At 65.5% G+C, this 26,046-nt stretch carries 25 protein-coding genes and 1 pseudogene; 13 read left to right on the top strand and 13 right to left on the bottom strand.

The window, feature by feature from the left end:
• Positions 1-213: 213 nt before the first annotated feature.
• The gene (locus CAL19_RS06830; protein ID WP_094817759.1) at positions 214-1,026 is read left to right on the top strand and encodes a GntR family transcriptional regulator; all 813 of its coding nucleotides are present in this window, start codon (positions 214-216) and stop codon (positions 1,024-1,026) included.
• A gap of 38 nt (positions 1,027-1,064) precedes the next feature.
• Here the strand turns inward: CAL19_RS06830 and CAL19_RS06825 are convergent, their stop codons facing one another.
• The gene (locus tag CAL19_RS06825) at positions 1,065-1,874 is read right to left on the bottom strand and encodes a hypothetical protein (RefSeq protein WP_026638192.1); all 810 of its coding nucleotides are present in this window, start codon (positions 1,872-1,874) and stop codon (positions 1,065-1,067) included.
• Positions 1,875-1,979: 105 nt separating this feature from the next.
• Here CAL19_RS06825 and CAL19_RS06820 point away from each other — a divergent pair, with 105 nt between their 5' ends.
• Genes CAL19_RS06820 through CAL19_RS06810 form a run of 3 tightly spaced genes read left to right on the top strand, consistent with a single transcriptional unit; the run spans position 1,980 to position 4,509 of the window.
• Positions 1,980-2,399: a VOC family protein gene (locus tag CAL19_RS06820; protein WP_026638193.1), complete on the top strand. Its 420-nt coding sequence runs from the start codon at positions 1,980-1,982 to the stop codon at positions 2,397-2,399.
• Positions 2,400-2,419: 20 nt separating this feature from the next.
• A complete protein-coding gene (locus CAL19_RS06815) occupies positions 2,420-3,889 on the top strand; it encodes a DHA2 family efflux MFS transporter permease subunit (protein ID WP_094796335.1) in 1,470 nt (489 codons plus the stop codon).
• Positions 3,886-4,509 (top strand): DUF937 domain-containing protein, encoded by a 624-nt coding sequence (locus tag CAL19_RS06810; protein WP_026638195.1) that lies wholly within the window; start codon positions 3,886-3,888, stop codon positions 4,507-4,509. Before CAL19_RS06815 ends, CAL19_RS06810 begins: the two co-directional genes overlap by 4 nt.
• A gap of 61 nt (positions 4,510-4,570) precedes the next feature.
• Here CAL19_RS06810 and CAL19_RS06805 read toward each other — a convergent pair whose 3' ends face one another.
• The 3 genes and pseudogenes from CAL19_RS06805 to CAL19_RS06795 all read right to left on the bottom strand — a co-directional run.
• On the bottom strand, positions 4,571-6,274 hold the full coding sequence (locus CAL19_RS06805; RefSeq protein WP_094796334.1) for a SulP family inorganic anion transporter: 1,704 nt from the start codon (positions 6,272-6,274) through the stop codon (positions 4,571-4,573).
• Positions 6,275-6,299: 25 nt separating this feature from the next.
• Positions 6,300-7,229, bottom strand: coding sequence for a ZIP family metal transporter (locus CAL19_RS06800; protein ID WP_038851892.1), 930 nt, complete (start codon positions 7,227-7,229; stop codon positions 6,300-6,302).
• A 356-nt stretch (positions 7,230-7,585) separates the two neighbouring features.
• A pseudogene (locus CAL19_RS06795) lies at positions 7,586-8,434 on the bottom strand (NYN domain-containing protein); the annotation flags it as partial.
• 115 nt (positions 8,435-8,549) lie between these two features.
• Between CAL19_RS06795 and CAL19_RS06790 the strand changes: the two are divergent.
• The 7 genes from CAL19_RS06790 (at position 8,550) to CAL19_RS06760 (ending at position 13,996) form a co-directional block, all read left to right on the top strand.
• Positions 8,550-8,903: a YciI family protein gene (locus CAL19_RS06790; RefSeq protein ID WP_026638197.1), complete on the top strand. Its 354-nt coding sequence runs from the start codon at positions 8,550-8,552 to the stop codon at positions 8,901-8,903.
• A 121-nt stretch (positions 8,904-9,024) separates the two neighbouring features.
• Positions 9,025-9,402: a YciI family protein gene (locus CAL19_RS06785; protein WP_038851924.1), complete on the top strand. Its 378-nt coding sequence runs from the start codon at positions 9,025-9,027 to the stop codon at positions 9,400-9,402.
• Positions 9,403-9,449: 47 nt separating this feature from the next.
• Positions 9,450-9,860 (top strand): VOC family protein, encoded by a 411-nt coding sequence (locus tag CAL19_RS06780; RefSeq protein WP_094796332.1) that lies wholly within the window; start codon positions 9,450-9,452, stop codon positions 9,858-9,860.
• Complete coding sequence (locus CAL19_RS06775; RefSeq protein ID WP_094796331.1) at positions 9,857-11,134, top strand: RNA polymerase sigma factor; 1,278 nt, start codon at positions 9,857-9,859, stop codon at positions 11,132-11,134. The genes CAL19_RS06780 and CAL19_RS06775 overlap by 4 nt, the downstream gene beginning before the upstream one ends.
• A gap of 129 nt (positions 11,135-11,263) precedes the next feature.
• Complete coding sequence (locus tag CAL19_RS06770; protein ID WP_026638200.1) at positions 11,264-11,674, top strand: DUF4168 domain-containing protein; 411 nt, start codon at positions 11,264-11,266, stop codon at positions 11,672-11,674.
• Positions 11,675-12,104: 430 nt separating this feature from the next.
• A complete protein-coding gene (locus CAL19_RS06765; protein ID WP_094796330.1) occupies positions 12,105-13,016 on the top strand; it encodes a motility protein A in 912 nt (303 codons plus the stop codon).
• Positions 13,013-13,996: an OmpA/MotB family protein gene (locus CAL19_RS06760; protein WP_094796329.1), complete on the top strand. Its 984-nt coding sequence runs from the start codon at positions 13,013-13,015 to the stop codon at positions 13,994-13,996. Before CAL19_RS06765 ends, CAL19_RS06760 begins: the two co-directional genes overlap by 4 nt.
• On the opposite strand, the gene CAL19_RS06755 is transcribed toward CAL19_RS06760, so the two are convergent.
• From CAL19_RS06755 to CAL19_RS06725, 8 genes are all read right to left on the bottom strand, one after another.
• Positions 13,993-14,610, bottom strand: coding sequence for a hypothetical protein (locus CAL19_RS06755; RefSeq protein WP_094796328.1), 618 nt, complete (start codon positions 14,608-14,610; stop codon positions 13,993-13,995). The genes CAL19_RS06760 and CAL19_RS06755 overlap by 4 nt on opposite strands.
• A gap of 162 nt (positions 14,611-14,772) precedes the next feature.
• Positions 14,773-15,654, bottom strand: coding sequence for a class A beta-lactamase (gene bla, locus CAL19_RS06750; protein ID WP_038851893.1), 882 nt, complete (start codon positions 15,652-15,654; stop codon positions 14,773-14,775).
• Between the two features lie 32 nt (positions 15,655-15,686).
• Positions 15,687-17,456 (bottom strand): ABC transporter ATP-binding protein, encoded by a 1,770-nt coding sequence (locus CAL19_RS06745; RefSeq protein ID WP_094796327.1) that lies wholly within the window; start codon positions 17,454-17,456, stop codon positions 15,687-15,689.
• Between the two features lie 3 nt (positions 17,457-17,459).
• Positions 17,460-17,678: a SlyX family protein gene (locus tag CAL19_RS06740; protein ID WP_026638203.1), complete on the bottom strand. Its 219-nt coding sequence runs from the start codon at positions 17,676-17,678 to the stop codon at positions 17,460-17,462.
• A 36-nt stretch (positions 17,679-17,714) separates the two neighbouring features.
• Positions 17,715-19,277 (bottom strand): galactarate dehydratase, encoded by a 1,563-nt coding sequence (gene garD, locus CAL19_RS06735; RefSeq protein ID WP_094796425.1) that lies wholly within the window; start codon positions 19,275-19,277, stop codon positions 17,715-17,717.
• A 150-nt stretch (positions 19,278-19,427) separates the two neighbouring features.
• Complete coding sequence (locus CAL19_RS19890) at positions 19,428-19,562, bottom strand: hypothetical protein (RefSeq protein WP_269320883.1); 135 nt, start codon at positions 19,560-19,562, stop codon at positions 19,428-19,430.
• 86 nt (positions 19,563-19,648) lie between these two features.
• A complete protein-coding gene (locus CAL19_RS06730; RefSeq protein WP_051423614.1) occupies positions 19,649-20,914 on the bottom strand; it encodes an MFS transporter in 1,266 nt (421 codons plus the stop codon).
• 83 nt (positions 20,915-20,997) lie between these two features.
• Entirely contained in the window at positions 20,998-21,348 is a 351-nt protein-coding gene (locus CAL19_RS06725) for a GFA family protein (protein WP_026638205.1), read from the bottom strand.
• Between the two features lie 178 nt (positions 21,349-21,526).
• On the opposite strand from CAL19_RS06725, the gene CAL19_RS06720 reads away from it, so the two are divergent.
• Positions 21,527-22,804, top strand: a complete 1,278-nt coding sequence (locus CAL19_RS06720; protein ID WP_094796424.1) for an allantoate amidohydrolase — start codon at positions 21,527-21,529, stop codon at positions 22,802-22,804.
• A 27-nt stretch (positions 22,805-22,831) separates the two neighbouring features.
• On the opposite strand, the gene CAL19_RS06715 is transcribed toward CAL19_RS06720, so the two are convergent.
• Positions 22,832-23,755, bottom strand: a complete 924-nt coding sequence (locus CAL19_RS06715; protein ID WP_094796326.1) for a LysR family transcriptional regulator — start codon at positions 23,753-23,755, stop codon at positions 22,832-22,834.
• A 143-nt stretch (positions 23,756-23,898) separates the two neighbouring features.
• Between CAL19_RS06715 and CAL19_RS06710 the strand changes: the two genes are divergently transcribed.
• Entirely contained in the window at positions 23,899-26,016 is a 2,118-nt protein-coding gene (locus CAL19_RS06710) for a 3-hydroxyacyl-CoA dehydrogenase NAD-binding domain-containing protein (protein WP_094796325.1), read from the top strand.
• Positions 26,017-26,046: the final 30 nt, after the last annotated feature.

Here is a 26,046-nt window from a genome sequence, read left to right as displayed (position 1 = left end):
ATCGCGAACCCCGCAATCTTTAGATTTGTAGTTGTCCGTACAACTGTAATGCTATCACCCTGCCCTTGTAAGAGCATTGGTGTTATTACTAATAAGTTGTACGAACATATTATCCGGCCACAGCGCGGATGTATATATCGCGAGGCGCCTGGCAGCAGGATCCATCCCGCGACGAAAGGTTTTACGCCCCCGGCACGAGGTAGAATCCCCGCCATGCCTGTAGCAAAGAAAACCACGCAAGTTGCACGTACACCTGCGAAAACCGGGCGGCGGCGCTCGCTGCTGCAGCGCCCGGCGGCGGCGGGCGAGCCTTTGTACCGCCAGCTGGTCCAGCATTTGCGTGCCGACATCGTCCGAGGCGTGTTCCCGGTGGGCTCGCAGTTGCCTACTGAAGAAGAGCTCGCCGAACGCTTCACTGTCAGCCGTCATACGGTGCGTGAAGCTCTGCGCCAATTGCGCGCAGACGGCCTGGTATCGTCACGGCAGGGTTCGGGCACCACCGTCATGCCCCCGCCCGCCAGCACGCCGTTCAATGTTCACCGCGTCGCGTCCATCGACGAACTCATTGCCTACGCCGCCGAGAGCCGGTATGCGATAGACCGCAGCGATTTTGTCGAAAGCGACGGCCTGCGGCTGGACGAAGCCACATTGCCGCCCGGGCAGCGTTGGCTGCGCCTGCAGGGCTATCGCCTGGGCGAGGACAACGCCGCCCCGCCTATCTGCTGGACGGAAGTCCTGGTGGCGGCCGAGTATGCCGGCGTGGAGCGCATGCTGGAGCGCCAGCGAGGGCCGATCTGGCGCATCATCGAAGACATATACGGCGAACGCATGGTCGAGATCGAGCAGATGCTCAGGGTTTTGCCGGTACCCGACGAACTGGCCGAAGGCCTGCAAATCGAGCCTGGTTCCAGCGTGGTCGAAGTACGGCGCACCTACAAGAATACGTCCGACAAGATCGCCGAAATATCGATCAACCTATACCCGGCAGAGAAGTTCCGGTTCAACATGAAGCTGCGGCGGGCGTAGGCCGCAGCCCCCCTTGCTGCGGCGGCGCGCCAGAGCTTTCAGTCTTGCTTGCGCGCTTCGGCCAGCGCAACGGTCAGATGCATGACCTTCTTTTTTAGCGCATCGCGCTCTTCGGTCAGAGCGGCCACCAGGCGACGCAATCGCCCCACCTCGGCGGGATAATCATCGATCGCGGGCTCGGCCGCCCCGTCCGCCGGCGCGTCGGTTTGCGACTCGCCGGGTGTCTTGCGGGCCTGCCGCGCCTGGCGGGCCAGTTCGCGCAATGCCTTGCGGCCCTCGGCAGCCGCGGCCGCCTGTTTATCGACGGGCAACGCGGCCACCGCCGCGGCGGCGTTGATCGAAATATCGCCTACCTTTACGGCCCGCACGAGCTCGGGAGCAGCCGCCTTCTGGATTTTTTCGATCTGCCCCAGGGTTGTGCTGCTGACCCGGGCGGCGCGCGCCAGCGCCTGGCGGCTGAGCACTGGCGCCGGGCCCGTGGACGACTCCGCCGCAGCGGTCGTTTCTTGCCCGGCCTGCGCCGCGCGCGCCTGCAGAATCTCTTTCTTGCGCAGCGCCAGCACGCCGCGCTGGAAGTCCGATACGCTGCGGCGCCCCAGGTGATTTTCAATCATCCACAACTTGACATCATCAAGTGACGTAAACCGGGTATTCTGCGTGGTCTTGAACTCGATGCCGTGCTTGCGGCACAGTTCGTAGCGATTGTGGCCATCTACCAGAATGTCGCCCCACAGCACCAAAGCATCGCGGCAACCTTCTGCCAGCAAGCTGCGCTCGAGGGCAGCATATTCGTCGGGGCTGAGCGGATCTATATAGGTGCGCAGTTCTTCGTTTATCTGGATGGTCATGGTGACGCTGTATTCATCAATCATGGGCGCGGTCGCCATTACACCACTGGTGGCGCACTCGTGGCCACACAGGCCATCGCCCCGCATAACAACCGGAGACGCATCATGCCCCAACTTTGTGCTTATCTGTCGTTCGACGGCCAGTGCGCCGAAGCGCTGCGCTTTTACGAGCATACGCTGGGCGGCCGCGTAGAAGCCATGCTGACTTACGCGCAGGCGCCGGAAAGCGCGGGCATCCCCGCCAACATGCACGAGCGCATCATGCACGCCAGGCTGAACCTGGACGGCCAGACACTGATGGCAGCCGATGTCATCGACGGCCAGCCTTACCAGGGCCAGCACGGCGTGTCGCTCGCGCTGATGTTTCCCACCGTATCCGACGCCACGCGCATCTTCAATAATCTGGCCGAAGGCGGCACGGTCACCATGCCGCTGCAAAAAACCTTCTGGGCCGAGACATTCGGCGCGCTGACCGACCGCTACGGAACGTCGTGGCTTATCAATGGCGGCCAGATCGCCAGCTGAAATCATTCCAGGGAATACGCATGCCGCATGCTTCACAAGATAAACAGCGCTGGCTGGCGCTGATCGTGCTGTGCCTGGGTGTACTGATGATCGTGCTGGACACCACGATCGTCAATGTGGCCCTGCCATCGATACGCACCGATCTGCGCTTTACGGAAACCGCGCTGGTATGGGTGGTGAACGCCTATATGCTGACGTTCGGCGGTTTCTTGCTGCTGGGCGGAAAACTGGGTGACCTCTTCGGTTCGCGGCGGGTGTTTCTGGCCGGCCTGACCTTGTTTACCGTGGCATCGCTGGCCTGCGGGCTGGCAACCAGCCAGGAAATGCTGGTGGCGGCGCGCGCGATACAGGGCGTGGGCGGCGCAGTGGTGTCGGCCGTGTCGCTGTCGCTCATCATGTCGCTCTTTCCCGAACCTGCCGAACGGGCCAGGGCCATGGGGGTGTACGGGTTTGTGTGCGCCGGAGGCGGCAGCGTGGGCGTGCTGCTGGGCGGGCTTCTTACCAGCCAGCTCAGTTGGCACTGGATCTTCCTGGTGAACCTGCCCATCGGCGCCGCCGTGTTCGGCCTGTGCCTGGTGCTGTTGCCGGGCACGCGCGCCGCCAGCGGCGTGCGCCTGGACGTGGCCGGCGCCTTCACCGTCACGCTATCGCTGATGCTGGCGGTGTATGCGGTGGTCAATGGCAACCAGGCAGGCTGGACTTCGATCCAATCGATGGGGCTGCTGACGCTGTCGGCGGCACTGCTGGCGGCATTCCTGTTTATCGAATCGCGGGCGCGCTCGCCGTTGATGCCGCTGGGCCTGTTCCGGTTGCGCAACCTTGCCACGGCAAACGCGGTAGGCGTGCTGTGGGCCGCGGCAATGTTTGCCTGGTTCTTTATTTCGGCGCTGTACATGCAGCTGGTGCTGGGCTATAGCGCCATGCAGGTGGGCCTGGCTTTCCTGCCCGGCAACCTGGTCATGGCCGTTTGTTCGCTGGGCGTATCGGCGCGCCTGGTCATGCGTTTTGGCGTGCGCGGCCCGCTGGCGGCGGGCTTGACCGCCGCCGCGGCCGGGCTGGCCCTGTTCTCCCAGGCCCCCATCGATGGCAGCTTCGGCGTGCACATTCTGCCCGGCATGCTGCTGCTGGGCCTGGGCGCCGGCATCGCCTTCAATCCTTTGTTGCTGGCGGCAATGAACGATGTGGCGCCGCACGAATCCGGCCTGGCCTCGGGAATCGTCAATACTGCCTTCATGATGGGCGGCGCGCTGGGGCTGGCGATCCTGGCCAGCGTGGCCGCCGCGCACACGGCGGCCCTGACTCAAGCCGGCACGATACTGCCCGAGGCACTGAACGGCGGCTATCGTCTGGCCTTCATGCTGGGCGCCATCTGCGCGGCCATCGCGGCCTTGCTGGGCGGCCTGCTGCTGCGCAACGCACCCGCCGTATCGTCTTCACCCGCCTCCGGTGGTACGCTTCAGAAACCCGTCATCCAGGAAGAAACACCATGAATTCGCCCGCCACTCTCTCTGACGAACTGTACGCACAACTGCAGGGCGCACCCATGCAGCAACTGGCCCAACAACTGGGGTCCGACACGGCCCAGACGCAAAGCGCGGTGGGCGCCGCGCTGCCATTGCTGCTGGGCGCTCTGGGCCAGAACGCTGCGCAGCCCCAGGGCGCGCAGGACCTGTTCGGCGCGCTGCAGCGCGACCACAATGGCGGCGCCGATCTCGGCAGCCTGCTGGGGTCGTTGTTGGGCGGGGGCGCCCCTGCCGAAGGCGGCCAGCTCGATGGCGGCGCCATACTGGGCCACGTCTTCGGACAGAACCGCGACCGGGCCGAACAGAATCTGGGGCAGGCCACCGGACTGGGCGGCAGTAATGCCGCCCAATTACTGAAACTGCTTGCGCCTATCGTGATGGCCTTTCTGGCCAAGCGCATGCAAGGCAGCGGCATGGACGCCGACAGCCTGGGCGCCACACTGACGCACGAGCGCGACGCGGCACGCCAGCAGGGCGGAGTTGGCGGCGATCTTCTGGGTTCTTTGCTGGACCAGGACGGCGACGGACAGGTGGGCCTGGGCGATCTGCTGAAAATCGGCGGCAGCCTGTTGAACGGCCGCCGTTGAAGCCCGCCGGCGCGGCCCCCCTTGATCACGGATGGCGGCAGGGGCCGCGTCGGCACGTCCGCTAGAGGCGCCCTTCTCCGACCCCCTGCCCGCCCGCGCCGCCATCGGGATGACCGGGGCGCGCCGCCACGGCCCCGCAGGCGGCCAGCGCCTGTTTCAAGGTGTCGAACATCGCGTCGGGGCCAACCAGGTCCACCACCCCGGCCTTGGCAAGCTTGCCCCGCACCCGCGGATTGGCTTCGGCCAGCAGCACCCTTACCTTGCGCTGCTGCAGGCGCGCAATGACTTCTTCGAGCATCTGCAGGCCCGTCGCATCGATGAACGGTACGCGCCGCAGGCTTATTACCAGCAGGCGCGGATCGGTGTGCGTGCTGGCCAGCGCGTGCTCGAAATTCTCGACAGCGGCAAAGAACAATGGGCCTTCTATCGTGTAGACGAGCACGCCTTCCGGCAGGTCGGCAATGCCATTGGCCGCCAGTTCGAAACGCAGTTCTTCGCCCTGTATGGGCAACACACCCACGCTGGAGGCCATGCGGCGCAGGAAATGCAGGGTGGCGAGTATCACCCCGATGTTCACCGCCACGACCAGGTCGGCGAACACGGTCAACAGAAAGGTCACCAGCAGAATGACCACATCGGCGCGTGGCGCGCGACGCAGCATCTTCACCACATGCCGCACGTCGCTCATGTTCCATGCCACCATGAAGAGGATGGCAGCCAGTACGGCGAGCGGCACGTCTTCGGCCAACGGCGCAACCAGCACGACGATGGCAATCAGCGTAAGCGAATGCACGATGCCGGCCAGGGGGCTGGTGCCGCCATTGCGGATATTGGTTGCGGTGCGGGCGATGGCGCCTGTGGCGGCGATGCCGCCGAACAGCGGCGCGGCGATATTGGCGATGCCCTGGCCTATCAGTTCCTGGTTCGACTGGTGCCGCGTGCCCGCCATGCCGTCGGCCACAACGGCGGACAGCAGGGATTCGATAGCGCCCAGCATAGCAATGGCGAACGCCGGCCCGATCAATTCGATCAGGCGCGGCAGGGTGACCTCGGGCCACTGCCAGGACGGCAGCCCTTGAGGCACTCCGCCAAACGCCGATCCGATAGTGGCTACACCATCGAAGGCGAAGACCGCCTGCAGCACCGTGGCGGCGACCAGCGCCACCAGCGGGCCAGGCACGCGCTTGAGGTATGGCACGCGCGCAGACAGGATCAGCAACGCCAGACTGAAAAGCGCCAGGCCCGTCGTGGCCGGGTGCAGTTGCGGCAACGCCTGCAGCAGTTGCCACAGCTTCTGGTGGAAATGAACGCCTTCAGTCGGGGGCAGACCGAAGAAGTCTTTCCATTGCCCCACCCAGATGATCACCCCGATGCCGGCCGTGAAACCCACGATGACCGGAGCGGGGATGAACTTGATCACTGCGCCCATGCGCGCCACGCCGAGCAGCAGCAGGATCACGCCCGCCATCAGCGTGGCCAGCTGCAGCCCCGCCACGCCGTATTCGGCGACCACTCCGGCCAGGATGACAATGAACGCGCCAGTAGGCCCGGCAATCTGCAGCCGGCTGCCGCCGAATATGGAAACCAGCAGGCCGGCGACGATCGACGTGTACAGGCCCTGTTCGGGCTTGACGCCCGATGCGATGGCAAACGCCATGGCCAGCGGCAGGGCCACCACCCCGACAATGACGCCCGAAACGATATTCGGCAACCAATGCCGGCGTTGCAACAACCCGGCCCGATGAGCCTCAAGCAGCGCGATCACGATTCACCCCGAAGCACAAAAGCACCTAACCCAGCGCCGTATCCAGGAACATCATCGCGGCAAAGCCTGCCAACAAGCCTACCGTGGCGGGCGTCTGGTGGCCATTGCGGTGCGTTTCGGGAATGACTTCATGGGACACGACAAAAATCATGGCGCCAGCTGCCAGGCCCATGCTGACGGGATACGCCAGCGCCAGGCCGCTGGACATTCCCAGCCCCACCATCGCGCCCAGGGGCTCCATCAGGCCGGAGGCGGCCGCCACCAGCGCGGCGCGCCATGGCGACAGGCCCGTGGCGCGCAAAGCCATGGCCACCGCCAGCCCTTCCGGAATATTCTGGATGGAAATCGCGGATGTCAGCGGAAGGCCAACCTGCATATCGCCGTTGGCAAAGCCCACGCCTATCGCCATGCCCTCGGGCAGGTTATGCAGCGTAATGGCCAGCACGAACAACCAGACGCGGTTCAGGCGTTCGGCATCGGGCCCGCAAGGCCCGGTGCTATCGTGCGCGTGCGGCGTGAACACATCCAGGCCCAGCATCAGCAGCACTCCCAGCGCCAGGCCCAGCACTACCACGGCGGCTGCGGCCGGGCCATCGCCCACCAGACCTTCGGCGGCCGCCAGTCCCGGTAGAACCAGTGAAAACGCGCTGGCCGCCAGCATCATGCCCGCCGCGAACCCCAGCATGATGTCCTGCGTGCGGTCTTGGATGCTGCGCAACCCCACCGCGAGCAGCGCCCCCACTGCGGTGGCGCCAAACCCGGCCAGGCCGCCCAGCGCGGCGTAGCGTATGTAGCCAGGTTCGACTCCGGTAAGCCCCCGGTACAGGCCGGCGGCCAACAGCAACAGCGCGGCCGCCGATGCGGCAGCAAGCCCCAGCGCCACAAAGGGACGGGACTGCGCTTGTGCGCGCCAGGCGGCGCGCCATTCGCGCGCCACAGTTTGGGTTGTGTCCATAGCAATGCTTAACGGGTAGCCAGATATACCGCCGCCCGGGGCTCGGGCCTGGGCGGTCAAGGCTCTTAGTCTAGCGCACGCCGGAGCGTTCGTTGCAAATAGTCACAATATGAGGGCACTCAGTTCTGCTCCGTTTTTCGTGGCCGGCGAGTGCGCGGCGTCGCCTTGCGAGCCGGCGGCGTGGTCTGGGCGGGTGCGTCGGTGCCGGATTGGGCGGCCGCCTGCGTGGCGATGTCTGCATCCGCCGGCGACACCACAGCATCGGTCAGCATGTCGGCGGTACGCTCTATTGCCGCGTCGGCTTTTGAAGCCGCTTTCTTGCGGGCGGCAGTCTTGCGGGCCCCGCGGCTGCCCCCGGCGCGCGCCGGCTCGGGCTCGGCTGGCACGGCCCTGTACACATACGCGCCAGACTTTTCGTCACGGCCAAATGACAGCAACCCGCGGGCCTGCGCCTCTTCAAGCAGATTGCCGAACGTCTTGAAGCCGTGATACGACTCGCTGAAATCCGGCTTGCGACGCTTGATGGCTTCTTTCAGTACCGAAGCCCAGATCTTGCCGCTGTCGCCGCGTTCGGACACCAAGTCTTCGAACGTCTCGACGGCGATCTCGATCCCTTGGGTGCGGCGCGCCTCGATCTCTGCCTTGCGGCCGGGGTCTTCTTCCTGGTTGCGCCGGCCCGCAGAGGCGGCTTCACGCGCCGCGCCGCCCTTCTGTTCGGGACGCTGTCGTTCGCGCACCAGATCATCATAGAAAATGAACTCATCGCAATTGGCGATCAACAGATCCGAGGTCGAGCGCTTTACCCCTACCCCTATCACCTGCCTGGCGTTTTCGCGCAGTTTGGATACCAGGGGCGAGAAGTCCGAATCGCCGCTGATGATCACGAAGGTGTCGACGTGCAGCTTTGTATAGCAAAGGTCCAGCGCGTCCACCACCAGCCGGATGTCCGCCGAATTCTTGCCTGACTGCCGCACGTGCGGAATCTCGATCAGTTCGAAATTCGCCTCGTGCATGATGGCCTTGAACTCGCGATAACGTTCCCAATCGCAATAGGCCTTCTTTACCACGATGCTGCCCTTGAGCAGCAGGCGCTCCAGCACCGGCTTGATATCGAACCTTTGGTAATTGGCGTCTCGCACGCCCAACGCGACGTTCTCGAAATCGCAGAACACCGCCATGCTGATGCTTTCCTGGGTCGCGGTCATGTGCTTCTCCGTGTCACAACACGGCGACGATACACCGGATGGGCGATTCTGCACTTCCATCCCGGGCATGCGGGCAATAAACTCGGCTTCCTGCCCCCATGCACACGGAGTCGCCATGCCCTATATGCTGCTCATCGTCGAACCCATCGGCCAACGCGCGCAGCGTTCCGAGCAGGCAGGCCACGCCGCCTATGACAGCATGCTGCGCTACGCGGCCGACCTGAAAGCGCGCGGCCTGCTGCGCGATGCCCAATCGCTCAAGTCCGAGGCCGAGGGCGTGAAACTGCAGGTGCGCGACGGCCGGCCTCGCCTTATCGACGGCCCGTACGCCGAAGCCAAGGAAATGATAGGCGGCTTCTTCCTGCTCGACTGCGCCACCCGCGACGAAGCCGTGGAAATCGCGGCGCAATGTCCGGCGGCGCAATGGTGCACGGTGGAAATTCGCGAAGTGGGCCCCTGCTTCAGCTGACGCAATCGTTTATAGGGGTTTTCCCTTAACCCAACCGCGCTTTGTCGATCTGATGGCGCGCTGCCCGTCGTGTCTGCAATGGCCGCCGAATCCGGCGCGCCGCCACACCGGAGACTGCGCCATGCGTTTCATCATTATCGCCAGAGCCAATGCCGACCCCATCGCCGGCAGCCGGCCCGGAGATAGCTGGCCCTCGGAAATGGCCGCCTACCACGACACCCTGGCACGGGCCGGCGTATTGCTCGATGCCGCCGGGCTGCAGCCCAGCGCCACGGGCTGGCGCCTGCGCTATGCCGACGGGCATTGCGAAACGCTGGAAGGCCCACACCAGCAGGGCTGCGACCATGCCGCGGCCTATACCGTGATCCAGGTGCGAACCCGCGCCGAAGCGCTGGAATGGGCCCGGCGCTTTCCGGCGCCGGCGGGCCCCGGCGTGGCCGCCGAGATTGAAGTACGACCGTTGTACGACATGCCGCTGCGCGCGCTGCCCAAGCCATAGCGCCGCATCCGGCACCTTCCTTGCATCGACTTGCCAAGAGAACCATCATGCACAAACAGATCTTCGTCAACCTGGCTGTTTCCGACCTGCCCCGCTCCATGGCGTTTTTCAAGCAACTGGAGCTGGACTTCGACCCCCGCTTCACCGACCAGAATGCCGCCTGCCTGGTGCTGGGCGAGAACCTGTACGCCATGCTGCTGACCCGCGACTACTTCAAGACTTTCGTCAACAAGCCATTGTGCGACCCCAAGCAAAGCACCGAAGTGCTGGTTTGCCTGTCGTGCGAAAGCCGCGCCGAAGTCGACGACCTGGTTTCGCGCGCAGTGGCGGCGGGCGGCTCGGTGCCCCGCGACCCTCAGGACTACGGCTTCATGTATGGCCATGCGTTCGAAGACCCCGATGGGCACATCTGGGAATTGATGTACATGGATCCGAATGCGGAGATCCTGAAGCAATGAGTTCGCGAGATGCCGTCCACCAGGCCATCGAAGCCGTCTGGCGCATCGAATCCGCCAAGGTCGTGGCGCATGCTGCGCGCCTGGTGCGCGATGTGGGCCTGGCCGAAGAACTGGCGCAGGATGCGCTGGTCACTGCGCTGGAACGCTGGCCGGTCGACGGCATCCCCGACAACCCCGGAGCCTGGCTCATGACTGCCGCCAAGCGCCGGGCGCTGGACCGGCTGCGGCAGGACACCCTGCATGCGCGCAAGCACGAACAATTGAGCCACGAAATGGACGCCTTGCAGGCCCACGTCGAGCCCGATTTTGTCGATGCGCTCGACGCCGCGCGGCAGGATGACATCGGAGACGACCTGCTGCGCCTGGTATTTACCGCGTGCCACCCGGTGCTGTCGACCGAAGCCCGCGTGGCGCTCACGCTGCGCCTGCTGGGGGGGCTTACCACCGACGAAATCGCGCGCGCGTTTCTCGTGTCGGAATCCACTGTCGCGCAGCGTATCGTGCGCGCCAAACGCACCTTGCGCGACGCGGGCGTGCCATTCGAGGTGCCCCGAGGCGCCGACTTGGCCACGCGCCTGGCTTCAGTGCTGGAAGTGGTCTACCTGATCTTCAACGAGGGTTACGCGGCCACGGCAGGCGCTGACTGGACGCGTCCGGCGATGTGCGAGGAAGCGATGCGGCTGGGCCGCGTGCTGGCCGAACTGGCCCCGCAGGAAAGCGAAGTGCACGGCCTGGCCGCGTTGATGGAGCTGCAGGCTGCGCGCCTGGCCGCCCGCGTGGATGCGGAGGGCCGGCCTATCCTGCTGATGGACCAGGACAGGTCATTATGGGACGCGTTGCTCATCCGGCGCGGCCTGGCGGCGTTGCAGCGCGCACAGGAACTTGCCGATTCGCCCGGCCCATACACGCTGCAAGCGGCGCTGGCCGCCTGCCATGCGCGCGCCGCGCGTCCCGAAGACACCGACTGGCGGCAGATCGTGTCGCTGTATGACGCGCTGGTTCAGGTGGCGCCGTCGCCCGTGGTCGAACTGAACCGCGCCGTGGCGGTAGGCATGGCGCAGGGTCCGCAGGCGGCTCTGGCCCTGGTTGATGCCCTGTCGGCCGAGCCAGTGCTGGCCGCATACCACTTGTTGCCCAGCGTGCGGGCCGATTTGCTGGCGCGCCTGGGGCGCATCCAAGAGGCACGGGCCGAATTCTTGCGCGCCGCCGAGATGGCGCGCAATGAACCAGAGCACAATTTGCTGCTGTCGCGAGCGCGCGCGCTGAACTCCTGATCCTCCTTGAAACGCACCGTAACCTGGCGTCCCAGGCCCTGGTCACATGCGCAAACATCGCAGAACTTGAGGCGGGGCCGTGGGCTTGTCATCATGGGCCTTACGCATTGACTCGACCAAGGAGGCCTCATGCCGCGTATCACTTCCGCCTTTTTTGCAGCTGCCGTACTGGCCGTGAGCGTGTCGCCAATGGCAGCGCAGGCCCAGGCCGCGCCGGCCGCGCAACCGCCCGCCCAGTCCCAACCCGCTATCCAGCCGTCCGAAGCGCAATTGCAGAAATTCGCCAGCGCTTCGCAGAAAGTCGCCATGGTGGCCGATGAATACCGTCCGAAACTGCAGGCCGCCAAGGATGACGCCGCACGTGAAGAAGTCTATCGCGAGGCCGACGAGAAAATGGTCCGGATGGTCAACGCCGACGGCCTGACCGTCGACGAGTTCAACGGAATCGGCCAGGCCGTAGAGCAGGACCCCCAATTGCGCCAGCGCGTGATTTCGATGGTGCGCGAACAAGCCCCGGCCGGCGGCGCGCCGCGCCAGTAAGCCTGCTGCGAACGCCACGGCGGGCTTCGACCGGGGTTTTCGGCCCGTATCGCTCTAGAGCGAGCGCCAGTGTGGAAGAGCCCAGGGCGTCTCGGTGTCTGACACCCATGCCGGTCGTGTCGGTGTCTGACACCTGGCGGAGTCAGACACCTATATCGCGCTATATCGCGAACTCGCCGTCACCGGTGTCTGACTCCGTCAGGTGTCAGACACCTACATCTCAAGTCGCTCACAGGTTTCAGACACCGACATCCCAAGATGCTCCCCCCACCCACGCCGGAGTCTGACACTTTTCTGCGCCCCGTCGCCCCCCAGTTTTGCTGTAATTCCCTTAAATCCCCCGATTTCCTGCCGTTATCCACCGATTGAGCTGCGCCTGCCGTTTCTAGAATGAGCCCTTTCCGCGCTCTTTTGCGCGAGGCTCATTGTCATGAACGTTTCGACCCTTATCGGCATCGCGGTGGCCGTCGTTACGCTGGCCGTGGCGCTGGCGCTTTCGGCCAGCGACCCCGGCCTTTACATAAACCTGCCGGGCCTGCTCGTGGTCGTGGGCGGCACCTGCGCCGCGCTTTTCATCAGCTACCCGCTGCGTGAAGTGGCGCGCGTGTTCGCCTTGGTGCGCACAGTATTCCGTGGCGAGAAGATTGATGCCCGACGCGACATCGACGAACTCGCGACGCTGGCGCAACTGTGGATGAACGCAGATGTGCACAAGGTGGAACAGGCGCTGCAAAAGGTCGCCAACCCATTCCTGCGGACCGGCGTTCAACTGATCATCGATCACACGCCCGAAGACCAGATCATCGAGTTGCTGCAATGGCGCATCGCCCGTCTGCGCGCCCGCGAACGTGCCGAGGCGCAGATGTTCCGAATCATGGCCGGCTTCGCGCCGGCGTTCGGCATGCTGGGGACGCTGGTCGGGCTCATCAACCTGATGTCGGTGCTGGGCGGCGGCGACATGGCGGTCATCGGGCAACATCTGGCGGTGGCCCTGATGACGACCTTCTATGGAATATTGCTGGCCAACCTGGTGTGCAAGCCTATCGCCGTCAAGCTGGAACGTCGCACCGAACAGCGGCTGATCCTGATGAACATGGTGCTTCAAGGCATTTCCCTGATGTGCGCCCGGCGCGGCCCCGCTGTGCTGCGGGAAACGCTGAACTCGTTCATGATGCATTTCGATGACGAGATCGACGACGGCGCCGGCCAGCCGGCTCGTTCCGGCGCCGAGGCCATGGCGAGCGCCAAGCCTGCCGCGGCGGCAAAGGCTGCCAAGGCGGCGCCTGCAGCCCCGGGCCTTGCGACCAACGCCCTGCCCCGTGCGGCCAGCGCGCGTCCATGAGCCTGGCCGACCGCATCGATGCCCTGCGCCGGCAGCGTCAACAGCGCCAGGCCGCTGCGCGGGCCCCGTCTGCACCGATCCGGGCGCCCTTGCACGAAGGCGGCCGCTACGCACGCTGGCACGTCGACACCCAGGTCGAGCCGGAGTCCGAAAGCTGGCTTCTGACCTATCTGGATCTGCTCACCTTGCTTCTGGCAATGCTGGTGGTGCTGCTGGGGGTGTCGCAGTTGCCGAGCCGTGCGCCCGCAGCTTCACTGCCCGTGCAACTGCTGGGCTTGCTCGCCAGCCCCGCCGGCGCGGCAAACGCTGCGCAAACGCCGCCTGGCGACATGACGGCTTTGCTGCCCATGCCCGATCTGCCCGGCCTGTCCGCTGCTCGGGAAACGTTTGCGCCGCTTTCCGGCCTGGCCGGCATTGCGCAGCCCGCCCCGGCCGCCGAACCGGCCGCGACGCCAGACGCGCCTGCTAGCCCCGCAGAGCCTGCGCCCCCCGAACCCCAGCCACCCTCGATAGCGGAACTGGGCCTGGATGGCCTGGGCGACGACGTGGATGTCATTGTCAACGAAAAATCGATCAGCTTTCGCATCAGCAACGAACTACTGTTTCCATCCGGCCAGGCCATGCTCAGCCCCAACGGGCTGCGCGTCATCGCGCGCATGGCCGGCGTAATCAATCGCAGCCAGGGGCACCCCGTTTCGGTCGAAGGCCACAGCGACCCCGTGCCGATCCAGACCCGGCAGTTTCCATCGAACTGGGAGCTCTCTGCCGGCAGGGCCACAAGCGTGCTGCGGGAACTCGTTCGGGGCGGGGTCGACCCGGCAAGGCTGCGCGCCGTCGGATACGCCGACACCCGCCCGATTGCCCCGAACGACACCGCCGCAGGGCGTGCAGCGAACCGGCGCGTTGAGCTGATTATGGAAATCACCCCGCGCACGGACGCCACAAAGGCCCGCGAGGCGAACAAGCCGCCGCAGGGCTAGAACTCAAATAAAGGCAGGCCCGCGTACGCGCGCGCCAGCGCCAGCCCCACCAGGCCCAGGTAGGCAGCAGTGGCCAGGGCGACCGCTGCCGACGCGTGGCGCCCGCCCGCCACGCCCAGCAGATACCCGACCAAAGGCAATACCTGCTGGGCATGCACGCCAAGGAAATGCGCCACGCGCAGATCTCCCCCCGTAACCGACCAGCCTGTCAGCGGCAGGCCTGGCCCGGCCGCGGCGCCCACCAGCGGCCCGCCATGGGCGCTGATGGCCACACCCCCCCCCGCCCCGGCCGCGAACGTCAGAAGCAGCCCCAGCACCGCCCCAAGGCGGTATGCCGGGGCCATGCCATCGGCGTGCCGCCACAGCTGGTGCGCCACCGGCAGCGAGGTCGCCGTGAATAGCAACGCCGCCATTCCCATCAGGATGAACATGGCCGTGTGAAAGGGAGTGCTGGTATTGAAATGCGACGGCTGCCCCACCGCGCCCTGCCAGGTGATGTACACGGCCTCGAACGCCCCGGTAGCCACTGCCGTCCATACGGTGGCCCTCAACAGCGGCGTGCGGCGTCGCTTGTGGGGCAGCTCGAGTCCACCCTGCGGCGCGTCCTGGAACAAGGGTGGCCGTGAGGCTGGGGCGCATCGTACGGCGAATTGCGCGCGTATCGCGCCCGCCGTGCCCTTTGCGTTACGCTGCCCATGGATGAACGGGCGCAAGGCGCTCGCGACGATCGCCCGATAACGTGGCGCCCGATCCAAGCGCCGGCCTCCCGGCGCCTGTCAGCGCGACGACGGTTCGATGGCGGCCGCTATGGCGTGGATCATGGACCGGCCTATCTCGGCGACGGCGGCGTTCCGCTCTTGCGGGCGGGACGAACTGCCCGTCAGATATATGCTCGCCAGCCATGGCTTGCCGTGCGGCGGTCTGATCACCGCGATGATCGAGCGCGAACCCCGTTCCCCCGAACCCGTCTTGTCACCGATCCCCCACCCCTGCGGCAGACTTGCCCGTATCAGTTCGTCGGCGACCTGGTCCGCAATCATCCAGGCCTCGAGCTGATGGCTGGAACCCGGCGACAGCACCCCTTGGAACAACAGGCGGCCCAATGTGCCGGCTGCCGCACGTGGCGTCGTTGTGTCTCTGGGGTCTGCGGGCAAGGCCTCGTTCAGCTCGGGTTCCCACCGATCCAGTCGCGACATCTCGTCGCCCGTACTGCGCAGGAACGCCGTCAGCCCCGCCGGGCCCCCGATGCGTCGCAGCACGAGGTTGCCGGCGGTGTTGTCGCTCAAGGTAATGGTGGCGTGGCAAAGCTGCGCCAGTGTCATGCCTTTGCCGACATGTTGGGCCGTGACCGGAGAATACGGCACCAGTGTTTCGGGGCCGTACAGCACCACGGTATCCAGGCTTTGCTCCGCGGCATCCACCTTGGCCAACAGCGCGCCGCACGCCAGGGCCTTGAAGGTGCTGGCCATAGGAAACCGTTCATCGGCGCGGTAGAGCGCCACAGCAGGCTCGCCGAGCCGCTGTAGCGCCACGCCCACCCGTCCGCCCAGCCTTGCCTCGACCCGCGCCGCGGTTTCGGCCACGGTGTTGGCCGCCGCGACGCCGAAAAGGCCCGGGATCGCTATCACCAATAGTGTGACAAGCCGTTGTAAACGCATCAATCCAGCCCTCTGATTCAACGGTGCGCATTCTACGAAGAAGAAATCCGCGACGGCGCGCCTGGCCGTTCGCCGATCTGCTGGCGCCACATGGCGTAGTAAAGGCCAGTGCGCGCCAGCAGTTCGGTGTGCGTGCCGCTTTCCACGACGCGCCCCTTTTCCAGCACGAAGATGGTGTCGGCGTGCATGATGGTGGACAGCCGATGCGCGATCAATATGGTGATCTGGCTGCGGCTGGCCGAAATACGCCGCACCGTGGCGGATATCTGCTCTTCGGTGAGGGAGTCCAGCGCCGAAGTGGCCTCGTCGAAAATCAGCAGGCGTGGCCTTCGTATCAAGGCCCGTGCGATAGACAGGCGTTGCTTCTCGCCACCCGACAGCTTCAGCCCCATTTCGCCTATATGCGTGCCCAGGCCGGCGGGCGATTTCTGCAACAGGTAGGCGCAGGCCGCCTGCTGCATTGCGTCCACGATTTCTTCGTCGGTAGCGTCCGCCTTTACCAGCCGCAGGTTGTCGCGCAGCGTGCCCGCGAACAAGTATGGTTCCTGGGTCACCAGGCCAACCTGGCGACGCGCTCGGTTATAGCGCAAGACCTTGGTCGAAATATCGTTATAGAACACCTCGCCCTGCGCGGGCCTGTACAGCCCCAGCAACAGTTTCACCAGCGTGGACTTGCCGGACCCCGACGGCCCCACGAAAGCAATCGTGTCGCCCAGCGCGGCCGAGAAAGACACGCCGTCCAGCGCGTTGTCGGATGCGCCCTTGTGGCGGAACACCACGTCGGCAAAGCGCACATGCGTGATCGGGCCGCAGTCCTGCGGGGATTCGGGGCGCCGGTCGATGGGCTTGTGCATCAGCGCGTCGAAGTTCGACAACGACGCTTCGGCTTCGCGATACGCCAGGATGATATTGCCGAGCTCCTGCAGCGGCGCAAAAATCGCCACCGAAATGAACTGCATGGCTATCAACTCGCCCGGGCTGAGCACATCACGGAAGATCAGCCAAAGCAACGCAAACAGGATCGCCAGCCTCAACATGCTGAGCGTCACGCCTTGCAAGAACGACAACAGGCGGATGCGCTTGACCTTCTGCATTTCCAGCTCGAAGATGCGCAATGTCTGTGCCTGAAGGCGGCGGATTTCGGGAAAGGTCAGCCCCAGGCTCTTGATCAGCTCGATATTGCGCAAGGATTCGGCAATAAAGCCCGAACTGCGATTCGTCTCGCGCACGATGGACCGCTGCTGGGTCTTGATTTCCCTGCTGAGCAGCCCCGTCAGGCCGCCCAGCACCAGTACGCCCACCAGGAACACCGGCACCAGCAGCCAATGCCGGGTCACGGCGTACCAGACCAGGAAACCCATGCCGACCAATGCCGCGAACACTGTGTTGATAAAGGCGTTGATGAAGCGCTCGCTGTCGGTGCGCACTTTCTGCAGCAACGAAAGGGTCTCGCCGCTGCGCAAGTCTTCGAATTCCTGGAATGTCAGGCGCAGCGCCTGGCGCAGGCCGTCGTTGAACATCTGCGTGCCGAATTTCTGTACGACCAGCCGCGTTACGTATTCCTGTACCGCCTTGGCCAGCCGCGACAACACCGCAATGGCCACCGCCAGCGCAAGCAACCGCAACACCCCGGCCACCCGCTCGTCGTCGGAAAGGCCGGCACGATTGATGGCATATTCGTCGATGATCTTGCCAAAAATAATCGGGTCGATCAGCGCCAGCACCTGGCTTGCGCCTGCCAGCAGCAACGCCAGTGCCGCCAACTTGGCGTGCGGACGCAGGTAAGCCCACAGGATACGCATTGCTCAGTAATGCGGGGGCAGCTCGTCGCTCGGGTTGCGCGGACCGGCACCAGCGCCTTCGGGCATCTGCTGGCGCAGTTCGGCCACTTCGCGCTGCAGCCTGTCGATTTGTTGCTGCTGGCGAAACAGGGCCTGGTTCAGCTGGTCCAGCATGTCATCGGCCAGGCCCAGCTTGATCTCCAGATCAATGAGCCGTTGTTCGGGATCTACCGGTACTGTCATGCAATTACTCCGAAAAAGTCGCGCGTGGGGACGCGGTCAGGTCACCGGGCCGGGGTTGAACAGCGCAAGCGCATTGTGCAGTTTCAGCTTTTCAGCGCAGGACTGCTTCTTGCCGCTGGCCACGTCGAGCATCAGGCGGAACAATTCCCAGCCGACCTCCTCGATGGAAGCCGCGCCGGTGGCAATGCGGCCCGCATCGATGTCCATCAGGTCGTGCCAGCGGCGCGCCAGGTCGCTGCGCGTGGCCACCTTTATCACCGGCACCTGCGCCAGGCCGTAGGGCGTTCCGCGACCGGTGGTGAACACATGCAGATTCATGCCGGCCGCAAGCTGCAACGTTCCGCAGATGAAATCGCTGGCCGGCGTCGCACAGAACACCAGCCCCTTGCCGGAGAGCTTCTCACCGGGCGAAAGCACGGCCGAAATCGGCGCCGACCCCGACTTCACGATCGAACCCATGGCCTTTTCCACGATGTTCGACAGGCCGCCCTTCTTGTTGCCGGGGGACGTGTTGGCGCTGCGATCTGCCATGCCCAGGCTCAAGTACCGGTCATACCAGGCCATCTCGCGCACGAGGGCCTGCGCCACTTCGGGTGTCGCCGCGCGCGCGGTCAATTGGTCGATGCCGTCGCGCACCTCGGTGTTTTCCGAGAACATCACCGTGCCGCCGGCGCGCACGATCAGGTCGGCCGCATAGCCTACCGCCGGGTTGGCGGTCAGTCCGGAAAACGCGTCGCTGCCTCCGCATTGCACGCCCACCACCAGGTCCGACACCGGACACGGCTCGCGGCGCCTGCGATCCAGGATCGCCAGGTGCTTCTCGGCCGTCTGCATGATGGACCGGATCATTGCGTCGAAACCGATGTGCTCTTCATCTTGCAGGCAGATCGTATCGATAGCCGCGCCGGCATCCGCGTCCGGCGCGATAGGCAGGGTTCCGGGCGGCATCAGGCGCTGCGGCTGCAGTTTTTCGCACCCCAGGCTCACCATCATTGCTGTGCCGCCGAAATTGGGGTTGCGGCTGATATTGCGCAGCGTACGGATGGGAACCGCGGCGCCGGGCGCATCGATGGCAACGCCGCAACCATACGTGTGCTCCAGGCCGACCACATCGTCCACATTGGGAAAGCGCGGCAGCAGCTCGTCCTTGATGCGCCGCACGGCATGTTCGACAACGCCCTGCACGCACTGCACCGTGGTGGTAATGGCCAGAATGTTGCGCGTGCCCACCGATCCATCGGCATTGCGATACCCCATGAAGGTATAGCCTTGCAGCGGCGGCATGGGCGGCGCCGCGCGCGTCGCCATGGGCAGGTCGTCCAGCGAACGCGCCGTGGGCAAGGTGGTGACCCGCTCGTGCACCCAACTGCCACGCGGCAGCGCACGCGCAGCGTAGCCGATGGTGACGTTGTAGCGGATTACCGGGTCGCCATGCGCCAGGTCGGCAAGCGCCACTTTGTGGCCTTGCGGTATCGATTCGCGCAGCACCACGCCGCCTGGCAGCGTGGCGCCCGCGGCCAGGCCGCCATCATTCACGATGATGGCGACGTTATCGGCCTCATGGACTTTGATAAACAGCGGCTGGACAGCGTCAGTCATGCGCATTCCGTAAACACACCGGCGGCACCGCGCCACCGACGCACCATTATCGCAGTTCGGGTTTCCGGCCGGTCTGCGGCCGAACCTCGTCGCAAGCGGCGGCGCGCAGCCGACGCCAGCCGCAACGGCAGCGGTCCGTCTCCGGCGCCGCTAATCGCGGCTTTCGAAGCTCATGGCGATGCCCAGCGCCAAGCCTATGCCTATGCCCAGTGCGATATTGTCCAGCGCTGCGCCTATGCCTGCCCCGATCGCTAGTCCGACGGATATCCAGGTTGTTTTCTTCATGCGGTTCAGGTTAGCACCCTGATGCGGCGGCCCGTCTCGATGCCAGTCCGGTCATGCACCCGGCCGAGCGCGATGTTTGCCATGCGTCAGGTGCGGGTGCGGCCGGCCAGCAGGACGGCGGCGGCCAGTAATTGCATGGCGCCGGCCACCACGAAAACCAGGCCGGCCAGCCCGCCCGCCCCTGCCCATTCGCGCAACAACCCGAACACGGCGGGCGCGAATGCGTATCCGGCCTGCCCGATCGCCGTTACCCACGCCACCACGCGCGCCACGTCGACAGGCCGGAAATCCGCCTGGGCGATCAGCGGCGGAAGCGAGGTGACGTTTCCCAATGCAATGCCGAACAGGCAGCAACCCAGCACCATGCCCATTGCCGACGGGCCGCTGGCCAGCAGCACCCCGGAGCCCAGCGCCTGTACCGCCAGGTTCCATGCGGCGGCCTTGCGCCGGTCCACGCCCGGCGCCAGCAATCGGCCCAGCACCATGCGGCCGGCGATGGCGCACCCCGTGGCCAATCCCATGACGGTGCCGGCAGGCCCGTTGCCCATGACGGGCGCCAGCATCGAAAACAGATGCGCCACCAGGCCCACCTGGGCAAACAGCGCCAGCGTTGCGCCGATGGCCAGTGTCAACAGGCGCCGGTCGCGGCGCGGCGCGTACAGGGCTGGCTGGTGCGCGGCGACCCGCGCGCCGGATCCGTCGGGCGCCGCGCGGATGTCGCCATCCGGCGCCAGGCCCAGCTGGGCGGGCGTATGGCGCAGATAGCGCGCAGCCAGCCCCAGGACGGTCAGCGCCATCACCAGGGCCACGGCCACGACGGCAGCGCCAAAGCCGAGCGCCGCGATCAGCGCCACCCACAACGGCGAAAAGATCACGCCGCCCAGGCTGGCGCCATTGAATGCCATGCCCAGCGCCGCGGGCCGGCGCCTGTCGAACCAGGGCGCGACCATCGCATTGAGCGCCGCGCCACTGGTCATGGCCCACCCGGACCCGCTGAACAGGACGGCGACGAAAAGCTGCCACGGCTCGCGCGCGTATCCCCACCCCAACAAGCCGATGGCAGCCACCAACGCACCCGCGCCGGTGGTGGCGGCAACGCCGTATCGGCGATGCAGCGCATCCAGGGCGGCAACCACCGCGGCCCCGCAAAGAAAGTGCACCGAGATGGCTGCCGATATCAACGCAAGCGGCCAGCCCCGCGAAACCTGCAGCACCCCGAGGAAAATGGGCGGACCATAGAACCCTATGCCCCAGGCAAACACCGCGATGACAAAAGCCGCCGCCACGACGCGCCAGCCGAAAAAGATCGGATCCGCGGGCGATCGAGTGCGGCGCTCGGGTGTTTCATGCATGGCGGCATCCTGGCAAGGCGTAACCTCGGCAGTGTGCCCGCAAGCCGGCCCGCTACGCTGCGGCCCGTATCGAAATATCGCCTCTAATGTGAAGCGCCATCGTATTTCTGCAGTGTCAGGGCATCCAGGTCCGCATCGGGCACGCAGCGCAGGTTCACCGCCCGCACCGGGGATCCATCGGGATTGGCGCCATATGCGAAAGGCTGCGTACCGCAATGCCGGCAGAAGCGGTGATCGATCTTGTGCGTGGCGAACCGGTACGACACCAAGTCATCGGCCCCGGCCTCCAGCGTGAAAAGATCCGCGGGAAAAAAACTGAGCAGGAATCCCTTGCGCCGGCAATGCGAGCAATTGCAGCTGATAGCCGAAGCCGGCAGGTCCGCGTTCACCGTGAAGCGGACGGCCCCGCAATGACAACTTCCTTGGAATGACATGTCGTCCTCCTGGCAATGATGAAATCCGTGTCGGCTCGTACGGGCACGCCTGAGCGACTGCCTGCCATGATGACATACCGGCGCACCGTACGGTACGGCTATTGCCGCCACGTCAGAGGTTCCTGTAGGGCGTCGCACGATGGTATAAGCAGGTAACCTCGTCCATCGCCATATGCCCATGTCCGACGTCCGCCTCCAGCCGCTCGCCAACGCCGAATACGGCGATCCCGTCATGGCCTGTGCCGAAACGCTGGCGCAATGGTCGGATCATCCCGACAATCTCACCTGCACGTACCTGACCCCTGCCCATCGCGCGACGGCCCGCCAGCTGGAAACGTGGATGCAGGAAGCGGGATTCGACACGGTGCGATGCGATGCCGTGGGCAACGTCATAGGCCGCTATCGGGCCGACAGCGCAATAGCGGCGCCGCCACTGGTTGCAACAGGCAGCCATTACGACACCGTGCGCAACGGGGGCAAGTACGACGGCCGGCTGGGCATATTGCTGCCCATTGCGGTCGTCGCGCACCTGCACAGGCACGGACGACGCCTGGCCTTTGACTTCGAAGTGGTGGCATTTGCCGAAGAAGAAGGCGTGCGCTATGGCGGCTCTTTCCTCGGGTCGTCCGCCTACATCGGGCAGTTCGATGCGTCCCAGCTCGAACGTTGCGATGCCGATGGCATCACCTTGCGCCAGGCCATGCTCGACGCCGGCCTGGATCCCGATGCAGCCCCTCGCCAGAAGGCAGACCCGCGCCTTTGCCATTATTTCGAAGTGCACATCGAACAGGGGCCTGTGCTGCACCAGCGCGGTTTGCCGCTGGGGGTGGTCACATCCATCGCAGGCTGCGTGCGGCGCCGCATCACGCTGGCTGGCGCGCCGGGCCACGCTGGCACCACACCCATGGACATGCGGCGTGACGCCGCCTGCGCGGCGGCCGAGATCATCCTGGCCATAGAAGAACGCTGTCGTGCCGAGCCTGGACTGGTCGGCACGGTTGGCACACTGCAGGTTCCCGAAGGCTCGATCAACGTAATTCCGGGCGCCTGTGACCTGACGCTGGACATCCGCGCGCCCCAGGATGCCGCCCGTGACACGGCGCTGGCCGACATCGATGCCCGTATTCACCAGATTTGCGCACGCCGCGGCATCGAGTATGCCGTCGAAGAATTAATGCGCGTGCCGGCATCGCCCTGTTCGGACACGCACCAGGCGCTATGGCGGCAGGCGATCGCCGCGCAAGGCGTGCCGGTGCTGGACCTGCCATCGGGCGCCGGCCACGACGCGATGCTGCTGGGGCGCCTGGTGCCCATCAGCATGCTGTTTGTGCGGTGTGGCAATGGCGGGGTCAGCCACAACCCGCAAGAAACCATGACCGCCGCCGACGCACAGCTCGCCGGCCAGGCCGTCCTGGATTTTCTGCAGCGCTTCGAAGACACACTGCCGCGCGCCTGACGCGGCACGCCGGCATCTGGCCGCGGGCTAATGCGGGGGCAACAGGCCCGGCCGGCCTTCGTGCGCGGCATGGGCTTTGTCCAGGATGAACTCGATCATCATCGAAATCGCGCGCGGATGGTGTCGGCTGGGCATATAAAGCAAGTACATCGATCGCCCGAAAATGCTCAGCCGCCATTCGTCCAGCGCGGTAACCAGCCGGCCCCGGGCCACGTCTTCGTGAACCACATAGTCTGGCAATACCGCCACGCCCAGCCCTTCCAGCGTGGCATCGCGCAGGAAGGGATAGTTGCGTGACACGATGGTGGGGTCGAGCGTTACCTGTTGCCGCTGGCCGCCCTGGTACGCCGACAGCCGCAACGGCCTGCCGATAACGGCGGCGCTGATAATGGGCACGCCGCACAACGCTTCCGGACGCTGCGGCAGGCCGCGCCGCGCCGCGTAGGCGGGCGAACCGCACACCACATAGCGCACCTGGCCGAGTTCGCGCGCCACCAGGTGCCCCGGCGGCCCCGACGTAATGCGCACGGCGATATCCACTTCGTCGCGCAGCAGGTCTTCAACGCTGTTCTCGAAGAGCACATCCAGCACGATGCCGGGATAGTTGCGCTTGAACTCGAGCAGCCACGGCGTCATCACAAACTGCCCATAGCCGCTGGGCACGCTCAGGCGCACCCTGCCCTGGGGAGTCTTGCCCAGCGTCTCGACAGATTCGCGCGCGGCCGCCAGTTCGTCGCGGATGCTGCAGCCATGTTGATACAGCTTCAGGCCGATTTCAGTGGGCTCGACCCTGCGCGTCGTGCGCCGCACCAGCTGCATGCCCACGGCTCGTTCCAGCTGACCGAGGTGATAGCTGACATTCGCGCGCGTCATCTTCAACCGACGCGCCGCTTCGCTCAGGTTGCCTGCATCCAGGATTTCGACCAACAACGTCAGCGATTTCGTGTCCATAGCGCGGGTATTGTCAAATTTTCTTGTACGCACTGTCAACTCTTGATGCCATTGTCAAGATTAACTTGCTGATCAAGAATAAATGGCGTTCATCAACACCACACTCGACAGGCCGACAGCCTGCACTCCGGAGACGCTTCTTCATGGCTGAGCATGCGCCGCATGGCACCGTTGCATCGCAGCGGCACGACGACATCCTGGTTCTTACCATCGACCATCCGCCGGTCAATGCGCTCAGCGCTGACGTGCGGCGCGGTCTGGCCGACGCCATATGCGCCGCGCAGTCCGACTCCGGCGTGCGGGCCATCGTGCTGACCGGCGCTGGACGCAACTTCATTGCCGGCGCCGATATCCGCGAGTTCGGCAAGTCGCCGCAGCCGCCGGCCTTGCCCGATGTCTGCAACGCCATCGAGGCCAGCGCCAAGCCGGTCATCGCGGCCTTGCACGGCGCCGTTCTGGGCGGCGGCCTTGAAATCGCGCTGTCGGCGCACTACCGCATTGCGCTTGCCGGCGCGCGCCTGGGGCTTCCGGAAGTCAATCTGGGCCTGCTGCCGGGCGCGGGCGGCACACAACGCACGCCCCGCCTGATCGGCGCGGCAGCCGCGCTGGACATCATGCTCAGCGGCAGACACGCCTCTGCCAAAGAAGCCCTGGAATGGGGCCTGGTAGACCGCATTGCCGCCGAGCCCGAAGCGCGGGCGGCAGGCATTGCCTATGCCCAGGAACTGCTTCGGCAGGGCGCCGGGCCGCGGCCTACCCGCGACGCCACCGCCCTGCAGGACCGCGCCGCGGCCCAGGCCGCCATCGATGCGGCGCGCGCGCAGCTACAGTCCCGCCAGCGCGGCCTGTTCTCGCCGTCCAGAATCGTCGATGCGGCACAAGCCGCCCTCGACCAGCCTTTTGACTCGGGCCTGCAAACCGAACGCGCACTATTCCTGCAGTGCCTCGACAGCCCCCAACGCGCGGCGCTCGTGCACGCGTTCTTTGCCGAACGCGAAACCGCCAAGGCGCCCGAAACCCGGCACGCGCAGCCGCGCCCCTTGCTGCGTCTGGGGGTGGTCGGAGGGGGCACCATGGGCGCCGGTATCGCGGTGGCCATGCTCGACGCCGGCCTGTCCGTGGTCATGGTCGAACAACACGAAGAGGCGCTCGCCCGCGGCCGCGCCCGAGTCGAACAGGTCTACGATCTTCTGGTCGCAAAAGGCCGTCTCGATGCCGCCGGCAAGGCCGAGCGCATGGCCCGCTACACCGGCGCCACGCAATACGATGCCCTGTCCGATGCCGACCTGATCGTCGAAGCCGTGTTCGAAGACCTTGACGTCAAGGCTGCAGTCTTCGCCGAACTCGATCGTATCGCCAAGCCTGGGGCGGTGCTCGCCACCAATACTTCGTACCTGGATGTGGACCGTATCGCGGCGGCCACGAGCCGCCCCGCCGACGTCCTGGGCCTGCATTTTTTCTCGCCGGCCAACATCATGAAGCTGCTCGAAATTGTTGTGGCCGGGCGGACCTCCCCCGACGCGGTGGCCACCGGCTTCGAGCTGGCCAGGCGCCTGCGCAAGACGCCGGTGCGGGCCGGCGTGTGCGACGGCTTCATCGGCAACCGCATCCTGGCCGTCTATCGCCAGGCGGCCGACCTGATGATGGAAGACGGCGCATCGCCGTACGACATCGACGCCGCGGTGCGCGGCTTTGGCTATCCCATGGGGCCGTATCAGGTGGCCGACCTTGCTGGGGGAGACATCGGCTGGGCCACACGCAAGCGCCGAGCAGCCACGCGAGACCCGCGGCTGCGCTATGTGCAGATCGCCGACCGCCTTTGCGAACGCGGCTGGTTCGGCCAGAAAACCGGGCGCGGCTATTACCTGTACCCCGATGGCGCGCGCACCGGCACCCCCGACCCGGAAGTGCTCGCGATCATAGACGCCGAACGCCAGCGCGCGGGCATCGCGCCACGCCCGTTTTCGCATGAAGAGATCATGCGCCGCTATCTCGCGGCCATGGTCAACGAAGCCGCCAATGTACTGCGCGAAGGCATAGCCCTGCGCCCGCTGGACATCGATGTGGTGTTTTTGTCCGGGTATGGCTTTCCGCGCTACCGCGGCGGGCCCATGCACTACGCCGACCAGGTCGGCCTGGCTCGCATCCTGGCCGATATCCGCGAGTTTGCCCCGCAGGACCCGCACTTCTGGCAACCCTCTGCGCTGCTCATCGAACTGGTCGAGAGCGGTCGCGACTTTGCCAGCCTGAACCGCGCCTGAGCGGGCCGGCCGACCTCGTGGGTCGGGCCA

This window comes from Bordetella genomosp. 7 (genome assembly GCF_002261265.1).
Lineage (GTDB): Bacteria > Pseudomonadota > Gammaproteobacteria > Burkholderiales > Burkholderiaceae_B > Bordetella_A.
This window is presented reverse-complemented; position numbering and strand designations above follow the sequence as displayed.